Origin of the sequence: Salinigranum marinum (genome assembly GCF_024228675.1) — an archaeon.
In the GTDB taxonomy this organism is placed as follows: Archaea; Halobacteriota; Halobacteria; order Halobacteriales; family Haloferacaceae; genus Salinigranum; species Salinigranum marinum.
Genome location: NZ_CP100461.1, coordinates 3,366,153 through 3,379,365 on the forward strand (window position 1 = coordinate 3,366,153; position 13,213 = coordinate 3,379,365).

Annotated in this window: 10 protein-coding genes; 6 read left to right on the plus strand and 4 right to left on the minus strand. The window is 67.2% G+C overall.

What is annotated here, in order from left to right:
• Positions 1-46 precede the first annotated feature (46 nt).
• The 4 genes from NKJ07_RS16810 (at position 47) to NKJ07_RS16825 (ending at position 3,655) form a co-directional block, all read left to right on the plus strand.
• On the plus strand, positions 47-1,012 hold the full coding sequence (locus NKJ07_RS16810) for a magnesium transporter (protein WP_318567940.1): 966 nt from the start codon (positions 47-49) through the stop codon (positions 1,010-1,012).
• An 84-nt stretch (positions 1,013-1,096) separates the two neighbouring features.
• Positions 1,097-1,459 carry a NifU family protein gene (locus NKJ07_RS16815; RefSeq protein WP_318567941.1) on the plus strand — a complete coding sequence of 121 codons (363 nt, stop codon included), beginning with the start codon at positions 1,097-1,099 and terminating at the stop codon, positions 1,457-1,459.
• Positions 1,460-1,671: 212 nt separating this feature from the next.
• A complete protein-coding gene (locus NKJ07_RS16820) occupies positions 1,672-3,219 on the plus strand; it encodes a sulfatase (RefSeq protein ID WP_318567942.1) in 1,548 nt (515 codons plus the stop codon).
• 31 nt (positions 3,220-3,250) lie between these two features.
• Positions 3,251-3,655, plus strand: coding sequence for a tautomerase family protein (locus tag NKJ07_RS16825; protein ID WP_318567943.1), 405 nt, complete (start codon positions 3,251-3,253; stop codon positions 3,653-3,655).
• Between the two features lie 96 nt (positions 3,656-3,751).
• Here the strand turns inward: NKJ07_RS16825 and NKJ07_RS16830 are convergent, their stop codons facing one another.
• From NKJ07_RS16830 to NKJ07_RS16845, 4 genes are all read right to left on the minus strand, one after another.
• Positions 3,752-4,069, minus strand: a complete 318-nt coding sequence (locus NKJ07_RS16830; protein WP_318567944.1) for a DUF7130 family rubredoxin-like protein — start codon at positions 4,067-4,069, stop codon at positions 3,752-3,754.
• Between the two features lie 104 nt (positions 4,070-4,173).
• Positions 4,174-9,270: a DNA polymerase II large subunit gene (gene polC / locus NKJ07_RS16835; RefSeq protein WP_318567945.1), complete on the minus strand. Its 5,097-nt coding sequence runs from the start codon at positions 9,268-9,270 to the stop codon at positions 4,174-4,176.
• Between the two features lie 13 nt (positions 9,271-9,283).
• Positions 9,284-9,703 (minus strand): PPC domain-containing DNA-binding protein, encoded by a 420-nt coding sequence (locus tag NKJ07_RS16840; RefSeq protein ID WP_318567946.1) that lies wholly within the window; start codon positions 9,701-9,703, stop codon positions 9,284-9,286.
• Positions 9,704-10,097: 394 nt separating this feature from the next.
• The gene (locus tag NKJ07_RS16845) at positions 10,098-10,262 is read right to left on the minus strand and encodes a DUF7556 family protein (protein ID WP_192918403.1); all 165 of its coding nucleotides are present in this window, start codon (positions 10,260-10,262) and stop codon (positions 10,098-10,100) included.
• 305 nt (positions 10,263-10,567) lie between these two features.
• Between NKJ07_RS16845 and NKJ07_RS16850 the strand changes: the two genes are divergently transcribed.
• Positions 10,568-11,413, plus strand: coding sequence for a CBS domain-containing protein (locus NKJ07_RS16850; RefSeq protein ID WP_318567947.1), 846 nt, complete (start codon positions 10,568-10,570; stop codon positions 11,411-11,413).
• 2 nt (positions 11,414-11,415) lie between these two features.
• Entirely contained in the window at positions 11,416-13,212 is a 1,797-nt protein-coding gene (gene glyS / locus NKJ07_RS16855) for a glycine--tRNA ligase (RefSeq protein WP_318567948.1), read from the plus strand.
• The last annotated feature ends 1 nt before the right edge of the window (position 13,213 follow it).

Below are 13,213 nucleotides of genomic sequence, written 5' to 3' on the forward strand. Positions count from 1 at the left end.
CCCACCCGGCGGTGAGTGTTTTCGGGACCGCTCCTGTACGTCTCCCATGGCGCTCGGCGTGGCGAACGGCACGATCCGGAGCATCACGTCCACCGAGATCCCGACGTACCGGCCGGCGGACACCACGGAAGCCGTCCTCGACGGGCTCGTCGGTCGGACGTGGGACAGTGCCGACACGGTTTACATCCTCGACGATCGACGGCTCGTCGGCCGGGTCGACATCGCCGAGCTCTTGCGGGCGGCGAACGACGTCCCCGCGTCGCGGCTGATGAAGCCGGCGACGGCCCGTTTGCACCCCGACGCCGGCCGGGAGCGCGCCGTCTTCCTCGCCATCGAGAAGGACAAGGACGAGATCCCAGTGGTCGACGGTCGGAATCGACTTCTCGGGGCAGTTACTTCCCAGGCAATCATCGACACCATGCACCGAGAGCAGCTGGAGGACGCGCTCGTCGGTGCCGGGATCCAACAGACGGGGCCGCGGTTCGCGGACCTCGCCGGGGCGGGCGTTCGTGTCGCCGTTCGGAGCCGAGCCCCGTGGCTCCTCTTCGGTCTCCTGGTCGGGCTGTTTCTCAGCGTGATCTCCAGTCGGTTCGAGGCGATCCTACGCGGCAACATCGCGCTCGCGTTCTTCGCGCCGGTCGTCGCGTACATCGCCGACTCGGTCGGGACGCAGTCGGAGGCGATCGCCGTCAGGGCGTTCGCCGTCACGGAGGTCGACTACGGCTCGTACCTCCGGCGTGAACTCCTCGTCGGCCTCGTCATCGGCCTCGTGATCGGCGGCATCGGCGGCCTGGGGGCGGCGCTCATCGCCTCGTCGCCGGGGATCGGGCTCGTGGTCGGGCTCTCGCTGTTCGTCTCCAGCGCCGTCGCGACCGTCCTCGCCTCGCTCATCCCGATCGGGTTCGTCCTGTTGGACGTGGATCCCGCACTCGGCAGCGGTCCGCTGGCGACCGCGCTCCATGACGTCATCAGCATCCTGATCTACTTCGCGTTCGTCCTCGCTCTGCTCTGAGTTTCCGGAGCCGCGGCCGCGCCGACGAGGGCCGCTCGACGGGTGAACCAAAGGCATAAGCCCCGCCGTTTCCAAGCAACGTGCATGAGTACGGACGCCCAAGAGGCCGACGACGACCTGAAAGAGCGGGTCTCGAACTTCCTGCGCCGGAACTTCCCCCAGATCCAGATGCACGGTGGGAGCGCCGCGATTCAGGGGCTCGACCGCGAGACGGGCGAGGTCACCATCCAGCTCGGCGGTGCCTGCTCCGGCTGTGGGATCTCCCCGATGACGATCCAGGCGATCAAGAGCCGCATGGTCAAAGAGATCCCCGAGATCGAGATCGTCCACGCCGACACCGGCATGGGCGGTGGCCACGACGGCGGCGGCGGCGGCATGTCGCCGTCGTTCCCCGGCGACACGACGGAGGACTCGGACCGCGACGAGGGGCCGCAGGCACCGTTCTGAGCCGGCTCGTCCGTCCGATAGTCCCGTCGCTCCAGTAGCAGCCGTCCCGTTTCTTTTCAGCGAGTTCCGTCGCTTCGACGCCGAGCCCGCCGCTTCTCGACCGAGAGGGGGCACGCCGCGTTCTCGCTCGTAAAGCGTATCTCGCGATATCGAATCCTGGCTCGGACCCGTGAACAGAGGGGTTTATTCGGCTCAACACGCAAGACTGACGCATGGCAACCGAGTCGCCCACGAACGTCCTCTTCGTGGTGATGGACACGGTCCGGAAGGACCACCTCACGCCATACGGCTACGACCGGCCGACGACGCCGGGGTTAGAGGCGTTCGCGGCAGAGGCGACCGTCTTCGACCAGGCGGTCGCCCCCGCCCCGTGGACGCTCCCGGTCCACGCGTCGCTCTTTACCGGGATGTACCCGAGCCAACACGGGGCCGACCAGGAGAACCCCTACCTCGACGGCGCGACCACGCTGGCGGAGACGCTCTCGACCGCGGGCTACGACACCGCCTGTTACTCGTCGAACGCGTGGATCACGCCGTACACCCGTCTGACCGACGGGTTCACCGACCAGGACAACTTCTTCGAGGTGATGCCGGGCGAGTTCCTCTCTGGGCCACTCGCGAAGGCGTGGCGGACGCTCAACGACAACGAGCGCCTGCGCGCGGTCGCCGACAAACTCGTCAGCCTCGGCAACTCCGCCCACGAGTATCTCGCCGGTGGCGAGGGCGCGGACTCGAAGACCCCCGCCGTCGTCGACCGCACCCAAGAGTTCGTCTCGGAGTCGGAGGAAGAGTGGTTCGCGTTCATCAACTTGATGGACGCCCACCTCCCGTACCACCCGCCCGCCGAGTTCCGCGAGGAGTTCGCGCCGGGCGTCGACTCCACCGGGGTGTGTCAGAACTCGAAGGAGTACAACTCCGGCGCGCGCGACATCTCCGACGAGGAGTGGACGGACATCCGAGGGCTGTACGACGCCGAGATCGCCCACATCGACGCGGAAATCACGCGCCTGTTCGACTTCCTCAAACGTGAGGGCGAGTGGGAGGACACGATGGTCGTCGTCTGCGCGGATCACGGCGAACTCCACGGCGAACACGACCTCTACGGCCACGAGTTCTGCCTCTACGACCCCCTGATCAACGTCCCGCTCATCATCAAACACCCGGCGCTCGACGCCGACCGCCGCGACGACCAGGTGGAACTGGTCGACCTGTACCACACCGTCCTCGACAGCTTCGGCGTCGAGGGCGGTTCGCCTGCCAGCGCGGGTGAGGAGGCGGTTGCGCTCGACCCGACGCGGTCGCTTCTCTCCGACTCGTACCGGCGGTTCGACGGGGATACTGCCCCCGACCCCGGTCAGCGCGCCGCCCCCGCCGGCGACTACGCGTTCGTCGAGTACTCGCGACCGGTCGTCGAACTCAAACAGCTCGAAGAGAAGGCCAAGCAGGGCGGTATCACGCTCCCACGCGATTCTCGCTTCTACTCGCGGATGCGTGCGGCGCGCCGCCCGGACGCGAAGTACGTCCGCATCGACCGCATCGCCGACGAGGCTTACCGCCTCGACCGCGACCCCGGCGAAACCGACAACATCACGACCGACGACGAGGCGGTCGCCGCGACCGAAGCGGCGCTGAGCGAGTTCGAGGCGAACGTCGGCGGCGCGTGGACCGACGCGCTCGACGACGAGGTGAGCGACGACACGGTCTCAGAGATGGACGACGAGGCCCAGGAGCGACTGCGCGACCTGGGCTACCTGGAGTAACGCTTTCCCGCCGCCCCGTCTCGGGACGCGTATGCCACACCTCCGGTTCGAGACGACGGCGACGCCGCACGACAGGAGAGCGTTCACCGAGTGGGTCACGGAGCGGTTCGCCGAGATCATGGAGACGGGAACAAGTCACGTCGGCGTCTCCCTCCGGATCCGCGACGGGCGGGACCTCGCGCTCGGTCGCGCGGGACCGGACGAGGATGTCGCTCTCGTCGACGCCGACGTCCGCGCGGGTCGGACCGACGAACAGCGCCGCGAGCTAGCCGTGTCGATCGTCGAACGCCTCGCCGACCGCTGGGGGCTCCCCGAAGAGAACGTCTACCTCGTCTACACCGAGCACGACGGCCGGGACTTCCATCTCGTCGAGGGGGCGCTCGCGTCGTGGGACGAGACGGAGGCCGACACCGGGGCGACGCGCCGCGAGGAGTGACCGGGCGAACGGGCGCTCATCGGGACTGTCGTGCCGCGTGTCGTGGCTCTCCACCCGGTTCGGCGAGACACCGGTGATGGCTCGCAACCGTCCGTATCAGTCCTCGGCCCAGTAGTACAGATCCTCGCGCGCGGCACCGCACGCCGGACACGACGCTGGGAGGTCGCCCTCGATGCGGCCCATCTCGCCGCACTCCCAGCAGCGCCACATCACGTACGCCTTCCCGAAGACGTCACGAGCCTCGCCGAGGCCCACCTTCCCCGTTCCCCCGACGGAGCGGACGTAGAAGCCGACGTCGTCCAGTCCGCGGACGGTCCCCAGTTCGGTGCCGTCGGCGTCGTACACCGTGGTGCCGATCTCCACGTCGACGACGCTCTCGGTGTCGGCTGCGGCGGTGGATGTCTTCTCCGACATGCGTAGCTGTAACACCGCTGACGACAAAAAAGCGTGGTATGTTCTCACACGCTGACCGGTATCGGCCCTCGATCGACCCGTCACTCACGCGGTGACCGCACGCGTCACATGAAATCCGCGATCCCGCTCTGTTTGTTCTTGTCGTTCTCGAACACCGATTCCAGGGATTTCTCCAGCACTTCGAGCCGCTGTTTGGTGTAGTCGCGGCAGTCGTACTCGTCGGCGACCCTGATCGCTGTCTCCATGTACTTGTTGACGGAGCCGCGGTGGACGGTGAGGTTCACCCGGCCGCCGCACTCTCTGCACTCGCCCGTCAACGGGACGCGGCGGTACTTCGCGCCACAGTCGAGACACCGCGTCTCCTGCCTCGAAAACGCCCGAAGGTTGCCGATGAGATCGGGTAAGAAGTGGTACTCGATGACGCGTTCGGCGACGTCGGTCTCGTCGACGGCCCGGAGCTTCCGCGCGAGTTCGAGTTGGGCGTCCATCTTCTCCATCATCGATCCGAGCGTCTTGTACGCCGACAGATCCGGGCCGAGCGCGATGTTCGAGGTGTCGTGGCTGTGCTCGAAGCCGTGGTACTCGTGGTCGGTGTCGAGCGTCTCCTCGGCGATCGTGATGTCGACCGATTCGGGATCGGCCATCTCCAGGGTGGCCTCGTAGAACTCGCGGGGGTACTCGCGGACGATGTCGACGTTGTGCGCCTCGTCGTCGATCTCCGAGGGGTCGATTCGCGAGGACATCACCAGCGGGGCGTCCATCTGCCCGCCCCGCTTGTCGGGAAGGAACTCCTTCGAGAAGTTCAACAGGCCGTCCATGAGGAGCATGACGCAGTCTTCGTCGCCGTCGCACTGCTTCGTGTACAGGTCGTTCGCGACCAGCGAGTGCGTATCTTCGACAGTCAGACAGTACGTGTGGTCGCCGGTGGCGGCGACATATTCGACGGATACGATGGACTCGACCAGATACTCTCCCGTCCCCCCGTCGAACACGCGGCGTCCGGCGACGGGGGTCTCCCCGACCCGGCGACGAAGTTGCTCGTCTTTTCGAGAGAGGTGGAGTCCGACGCGCCGAGAGAACCGGACCGCGTCCGAAGACGTGATCCGGAGCACGTACGAGGGGGTGGATATCGACTCGTCGTCGTCGATGTCGGCGGAGTCGGGGAACTGCTCGCACAGCGGAGCGGGCTCGTGGGCGTTGACGTGAGAGGCGATGCCGAGACGCTTGAGGAGTGCAACGAGGTCCTCTTTGAGTTCCGGACTGACCGTCGTTGCCGAGACAACCAGTGCACCCGATTCGACGGTGCCGTCACCGCTGAAGTAGCCACGGAGATACGATTCGACGGTGGCGTCGGGGGCGTCGAAGATGCACTGTGGGGTCCGCTTCTCAGCCGCGGTGGGACCGGAATCGAGGACCGTATCGAAGAACGTCTGAAGTAGTCGCCCCGAGGCGGTCACCTCGGCGTCGTTCTCTGCGCACGGGTGGACTCCGAACGAGTCGCGGAGCGTCTCGACGAAGAAGTCGCGTGCTTCCGGCTCCGTGCCACAGATCGTCGTCTGGTGAACGGTCCCTTTTGACGTCTCCTGTGCACGGGTGAATCCCTCCGCGGCGTAGTAGCCGAGCAAAGTCGCGAGCCGTTCGTCGACCTCGACGGTTCGGTCGATAGACGTTCTATCGCGCGTGAGACCGAGCTGCACGTCGTCGGGGAGCCGTGCGCAGAGTTCCGAGTCGGACTCGAAGAGTTCGCGGAGGAGCGTGACCGGGAGACTCTCTCTGTAGAGATAGTTGCCGAGCCGTTTCTTCGAGAGACCGAGATACTCCGCCGTGCTCTGCAACGGATAGAACGGTCCTACCCACTCGTCGGCGAGCGTCGACTCGAAGAGCGCGTAGAGACGGTCCCTGTCCAGCCCACGGATTGTCAACCGCTCCAGCGGGAAGTCGTCGAGCGAGAGGAACTCCGCCAGAAGGTCGAATCGCGGACACTCGATGTCGGGCCGAACGCTTTCCAGCTCGGCTGGCGTGATCGCGTGGTCGTCCGTGGTCAGTTCCGCAGCTAACCTCGAAACGACGTTCTCGCCGTCGAACACCTGCATCTCGTGATCCGGGGTCACCGTGAGTTCACGGCCGCTTCTCGTCTCGACGTGAACCAGGTGTTCAGGTGCCCGATGCTTCGAGACCGCCTGAACTGGTTTCACCACCTGCGTGCCAGTCTCGTCGAGCGAGGGGACAAACACCTCGGTTTCGAGGTCCTGCACGAGCGTTCCGAAGTCGTCTTGATCGGGGTCGTCGAGTCGGTCCTCGACGAACGCCTCGATCCGCTCGTGACGCCACTGTCCGTCCTCGTCTCGGAACCACAGTTTCGTGTCCGGGTGGAAGCAGTTCCGTCGCTTGGCCGCGTGGAAGTACGGGTGAGCGTACCCCACCGCCGCGGACGTGAAGCCGACGACCCGGCCGACGACCGCCGCCGACGTGTGCGGGGCCATTCCGAAGACGAGTTCGCCGACGAGGTCCTGCCGTTCGTCGACCTCGTAAAACGGCGGCAGGTCGTAAAAGCGCGTGAGTAGGTCGTCGACGAAGTCGGCGGTTTTGAGCATGTGCTCCGCCGCCCCGTCCGAAAGAACGATGTCCTGTACCTTCAGTTCGACCAGCTGGTCGTCGAACCGGAGCGGGTCGCCATCGACGTCGGTGTCGTACCCCAATTCGCGAAAGTCGGCGGCGGAGACGTCCAGCTCCGACGGTCGGATCGACGTCACCGGCAGGTCGGTCATGTCGTAGCGGACGGTGCCGTCCTTGAACGAACTGACGCCGTGTTTCGCCCGTAAGACGCCTTTCTGGATCGGCTCGGGCGTCTTGTTCGACGACATCAGTCCCTTGACTCCTTTGAGGATGTCGAAGGAGGCCTCGCGCTCGCCGACGTCGTCGAGCGCCGCCCGGAGTTCCGTGTTGAGGTCGACCGGCTGCCACGCGACCGACGAGACGTCGCGCTCGCAGCGGTCGCAGTAGACGCGTCCGGCGTCGTCGGGCTCGACGACCGTCCCGCAGTCGTCGCACTCGTAGTGTGGCTCCGTGTGGCCCGCACACTCCGGACAGCGCGACTTGTAGGTTTCCGTCCCGCAGTCGGGACACAGCCGACGACCCATCTGCACGTCGAAGTGGCCACGGTGGCCGTCGTCACCCCGCGCCTTGGCCGCGGCGCTCACGTCGCGCTGGCTGCCGCCCGCCTCGCTGATGGGGAACAGGGTGTGGACCGCCGGGGAGAGGTCGCGGCTCTCGCTCTTCTCGGGGCGACCCATCCGCGCGCCGATCCGAGTGGGTGCCCGCTCTCGGACCCGAAACGGGGCGACTTCGTTGACGGCCGCGACGGCGTTTTCTCCCCCTCCCCACGTCCGCGCGTCTTCGGAGAGGCGCTCCCAGGTGCGGTCGAGGTCGAGCGTAAAACCGAGCGAGCGGACGAACGGCCCCCACTCGGGCACGCGGAGCTCGTCGGCGGTCTGTCGGTGTTCGACGAGCAGGGTTTCCAGCGCGTGGGTCGTCGTCTCGGTCCGGGGCAGGACGAGCACCCCGTCGAGTTCGTCGGCCGGGCGGTCGAGCGCGACGCCGCCGTCGGCCGTCGCCGCCTCGACACTCCCAGCCTCGACCGCGTCGGCGAGCGCCTCGAAGTCGGGAACGGAGAGGTCGTGCCACAGGTACGTGTATGCCGGGTGGAGAGGGCAGTCGTACTCCGTGGCCCACCTGAACGCCTCCGCCGGGGTCGGGTCGGCGAGGTCGACGTGGGGGTCGTCCGACAGCGCCTGCACGTCGCCGCCCGCGTGTTCGAGGTCCTGCCGCCACCACTCGACGGTGTACGACGACGGCGCGAGCGGGTGGTTGTTCTCGACGAACTCGCCGTAGTTGACGAGGTACTCGCCGAGGTCGAGGATGGCCTCGACACCGTTTCTGAGTTCGAGCGCCTCCGCGGGGTCGTCGATCCGGCGGACGTCGCCGTTCGCCAGCCGGATGGTGGGCCCCTCGATCGAGTCGACGGGGACGACGCCGGCGGCCTTGCCCGGCCGTTCGGTCTTGATCTGCGTCCCGGTCGCGAGGAAGTCGTCGACCAGGTGCATCGTCGCAGGGTGGACGCCCGCCGTGGCGAAGCCGTGGTTGCGCGCGCGCCCGTACCTGAGCCTGAAGCCACCGGGAGTCGACGGGTGGCCGAAGACGGGACGGCCGGCGATGAGGTCGCGGAGGAACTTGGTCGCGGGCTCGACCCGCGGCGGGCCCGCCGGTTCGTCGGGGGAGTCGTCCTCGAGTTCGTCCGAGGTGCGGTCCGCCGCCGCCGACTCGTCCGTCTCCTCTCCCGCCTCCGCGTCGGCCGTGTCGTCGCCGATGGTGCCGTCGATGAGGTCCTGTAGCCACGGCCAGTCGACCTCGTCGAGCTTGCGGGTGTAGCGCTGGATCTTCGGGGCTTTCAGCGCGATCCCCTCGGCGAGCACCAGACACATGCCGCCGCGGGAATTGTTCGTGTCGACCCGTTCGAGGTCGCGGTAGCCCGACACCTCCTCGTCGCCCGTCGCCTCGCCGTCGAGCATGATCGGCATGTTCCGGGCGATGAAGCGCGTCTCCTTGTCCTTCGGCGAGTACTGCAGACCGGTGTCCTTGTCGTAGAGGGTGACCTCCTCGACGTAGCGCTCGACCTCGTCCGTGCGAGGTTTGTACTCGTCGATGTCGAGGAGCGTCCGGGCGTAGTCGGCCACGAGCACCGACAGCGCCTGTGCGGTCCCGCCCGCCGAGCGGATGGGGCCGGCGTAGTAGACGTTGACGAATTCGGTGCCGTCGTCGTTCTCCAGTACCTCGACGCGGTCGATCCCCTCGATCGGGGCGGCGACGACGCCCTCCGTGAGCAGCGCCACCGCGGTCCGGACCGCGCCCTCGATCTTCCCGGCCTTCGACTCGTACTCCCCGACGGAGCCCTCGACGAAGTCGGTGACGAGTGCAAGCGCGGCCTCCTCGCGGGACATCCGCCCTTCGAGGTCACGGACGCGCTCGGCCACGCCGGGGATCTCGAGGATGTTCTCGACGCGGTCGGCCATGTCCTTCGCGACGGGGATCTCGACCTCGGGCTTGGGGTCCCACCCCTGCGCTTTGGCCGCCTCCGCGCGCTCGAACGCCTCGTCGAGCCGCGACTCCATCCGCTCGAAGTAGCGCTCGTCCGCGGGTCTCACGCGTCGCCTCCGCTCACAGCCAGAGGTCCAGGTCGGTCACCGCGTCGTGTTCGCGTTCGAGCGGCTCCTCGAACGCTCTGAGGTAGACCTCGCCGGCGAAGACAGTACCAGCGTTGAGGTGGCCCGCGAGCGACTGCCCCGAGCGCCGCGAGAGCACCGCGTGGGTGTGAGCGAACGGCTCGCCGTCCAGCAGCGCGACGTTGCCGACGCAGGCGGCCACTTCGAGCGGTTCGTCGAACTGCACGGACTGGTACTCCGTGTCCTCCTGGTCGTAGAACCACACCTCGGCGTCTTGCACCGCACCCATCGCGTTGAACCACGCCGACTCGATCCCTTCCCGCGCGGCGAACTCCTCGATCTCCTCGCGCCAGTCCGTCCCGTGTTCGAGCGAGCAGAGGAACTCGCGGGTCGGCGTGACCTCCCGGTAGTTCATGCTCCACACCACGGCGGTACCCGACAAAAAAGTTCCAGTCGTCCGTCGACGGCCGGTCGTCGACAGTCGGCCACCCTCTCAGCCACCGCCGACAGGCGACTCCACGGTGACTCGGCGCTTGGCTACGCTACCGACTCCCCACCGATAGTCTACAATACAGAACTCTACAGACAGTCTACACCATCGACTCCCACAGACAGTCTACACCACCGACTCCCACAGACAGTCTACACCACCGACTCCCACAGACAGTCTACACCACCGACTCCCACAGACAGCCCACACTACCGACGTCCGACCACAGCCTCGACTCGGGTCGGAAGTTTTTGTTCCAGCTTTTTCGGGGAGCGACACGCGCACCTGTCGGTGCGCGGTCGCTCCAGAAAAAGGTGGTCTAGCGCCACTCCGGAAGCGCCGATGCCTCCTCGAGCCGGACCGCCATCCAGGCGTCGTCGCATGTTACGTCCGCGATGATAAACTGCGACCGGCCGGGGGCGGAGTCCACCGAGGCCATGACCTCGGTGCTCGAAGCGTCGACGGGAGTGGTCGCATCCGTCATGTTTGGTACAATGTAGCACTCTAATATAAACGCGTCGATGCATCGCTTGTGAATTGCCCAATCGCCCCGGTAGTTACGGCCAATCGCGCGCGTTCACCACGTATTTCTGTGCAAACAGTGTGGGTCACCTTCTAGAATCGTGTGTTTGGCCGTTTCGGCTCCGGGAAGACGCAGACCTTCGCACACGCGGCGTCGGGCGTGCCACCGCGGCGCGGCCGAACCCCGGAGCATCCCGCCGGTGTCTTCCGATCAGGCTGATACCGCGCTTCGCAGAGTACAAGAGGAGGGGGCATGTAAGCGGGGGTATGAACGTAGCCGACGCGATGACTCCACGAGCGGAGGTAGTCACGGTGGAACTGCCGGGCACCCGTGACGACGTCCTGACGTACCTTCAGGAGCGGGGCTTCTCCTCGGTTCCCGTCGTCAAACAGACCGACGACGGTGAGGAGTACCGCGGGCTCGTCTCCCGGGAGGACCTCATCGAGCAGCCCGACGAGGACCAACTCGCGCTCCTCCTGCGGGAGGTACCGACGACCGCCCCGGACGCCACCGTCGAGGCGGTCGCCGAACTGATGGTCGACACCGGGACGCGCCGGGTTCCCGTCGTCGACGGCGGCCTCGTCGGCATCGTCACCGTGACCGACGTCGTCCACGCCATCGCCAGCGGCGAGGCAGACGGCGACGCCGCGATCGGCGACCTCGCCGCACACGACATCAACACGACGTACGTCGGGACCCCCCTGACGGTGGCCGAGCGGGAGATCTACTACGCCAACGTGCCGTACGCCGTGGTGCTCGACGATGACGGCCGGATGAGCGGCATCCTCACCGAGGTCGACATCATCGAGGTGGCGCGCGTGGTCGAGGGCGAAGACGGCACGGGCGACTCGATCGCCAACCAGGACAACGACTGGATGTGGGAGGGGATCAAGGCGGTCGGGAACCGCTACATCCCCACCCGGAACGTCGAGATCCCCACCGAGCCGGTCGAGACGTTCATGACGACCGACCTCGTGACGGTCTCGCGCACCCGCACGGCGAAGGACGCCGCCCAGATGATGATCTCGAACGATATCGAGCAGATCCCGCTCGTGAGCGGTGACGAACTGGTAGGCGTGGTGCGGGACATCAACCTGCTGGAGGCGCTCTGACGATGCCGGAACGGTCCGAAGGCGAAGCCGTCGCCGAACTCGCAAAACGCCGTGGCTTCTTCTTCGGCGCGGCCGGCGCGTACGGCGGCGTCGGCGGTTTTTACACCTATGGACCACAGGGGGCGTCGCTGAAGCGCAACGTCGAGGACGCCTGGCGCGAGCGCTTCGCCATCGAGGAAGGCAACCTCGAGATCGACGGCCCAACGGTGATGCCCGAACCCGTCTTCGAGGCGTCGGGCCACCTCGACGGCTTCGACGACATGCTCGTCGAGTGTCCCCAGTGTGGCGAGTCCCACCGCGCGGACCACCTCATCGAGGACGCCACGGGGGTCGAGGAGGCGGAGTCGCTCCCGATCCCCGAGGTCGAGGCGCTCATCGAAGAGCACGACCTCGCGTGTCCGAACTGCGGGGCTCCGTTAGCGGGCGAGGCGGTCAAGGAGTTCAACCTCATGTTCGGCACCACCATCGGCCCGGGGTCGTCGACGCCAGGTTACTTGCGACCGGAGACGGCGCAGGGCATCTTCGTCGAGTTCCCCCGACTCAAGGAGTACGCCCGCAACCGGCTCCCCTTCGGCGTCACGCAGATCGGTCGGGCGTACCGCAACGAGATCTCACCCCGGAAGAGCCTCGTCCGCACGCGGGAGTTCACGCAGGCGGAGTTAGAGCAGTTCGTCGACCCCGAGCGGGACGAGCCGGACCTCTCCGCGGTCGCGGACGTCGCGGTCCGCCTCTACCCCGCGACCGAGCAGACCGACGACGACGGGTCGATCGTCGACACCACCATCGGCGAGGCCGTCGCCGACGGGGTGATCGGCGACGCGTGGGTCGGCTACTTCCTCGGGGTCGCCTCCGAGTGGTACGACTCCGTGGGCGTGGACATGGACCGGTTCCGCTTCCGCCAGCACCTCGCGGGCGAGCGCGCCCACTACGCCGCCGACTGCTGGGACGCGGAGGCGGAGGTCGACGGCGACTGGATCGAGATCGCTGGCTTCGCCTATCGGGGGAGCTACGACCTCTCGAAACACGCCGAGCACGCCGCCGACGACTTCACCGTCTTCAGACAGTACGACGAGCCCAAGACGGTCGAGACGGCCGTCGTCGATCCCGACATGAGCGTGCTCGGCCCCGAGTTCGGCGGTGCCGCCGCGGACGTCGCCGACGCCCTCCAGGACCTCGCCGAGCGCGACCCGTCGGCGTTCGAGGGGAGCGAGGTCACGGTCGAGGCCGGCGACACGGAGTACGCCGTCCCGACCGACGTGGCGAACTTCCGCGTCGAGGAGCAGACCGAGTCCGGCGAACACGTCACGCCGCACGTCGTCGAACCCTCCTTCGGCGTCGACCGCACGGTGTACACGCTCGTCGCCCACGCCATGCGCACCGACGAGGTCGACGGCGAGACGCGGACGTACCTCGACCTCTCACCGACCGTCGCACCGACGGACGTCGGCGTCTTCCCGCTGGTGTCGAACGTCGAGGACCTCACGGAGCGCGCCGACGAACTCGTCGCCGACCTCCGCGCGGCCGGCTTCAGCGTCGTCCACGACGACTCGGGGAGCATCGGGCGGCGCTACCGCCGACAGGACGAGGTCGGCACGCCCTTTTGCGTGACGGTCGACCGCGACGGGCTCGAAGGCGACGGTCCGGACTCGGTCACCGTTCGCGAGCGGGACTCCGCGGCGCAGGTCCGCGTCCCGATCGACGACCTCGTCTCCGTGCTCCTCGACCTCCGGGCGGGCGTCCGCACCTTCGACGACGTGCTCGACGCGTACGACCCCGTCTCGCCCGGCGCAGAGGCGTGAG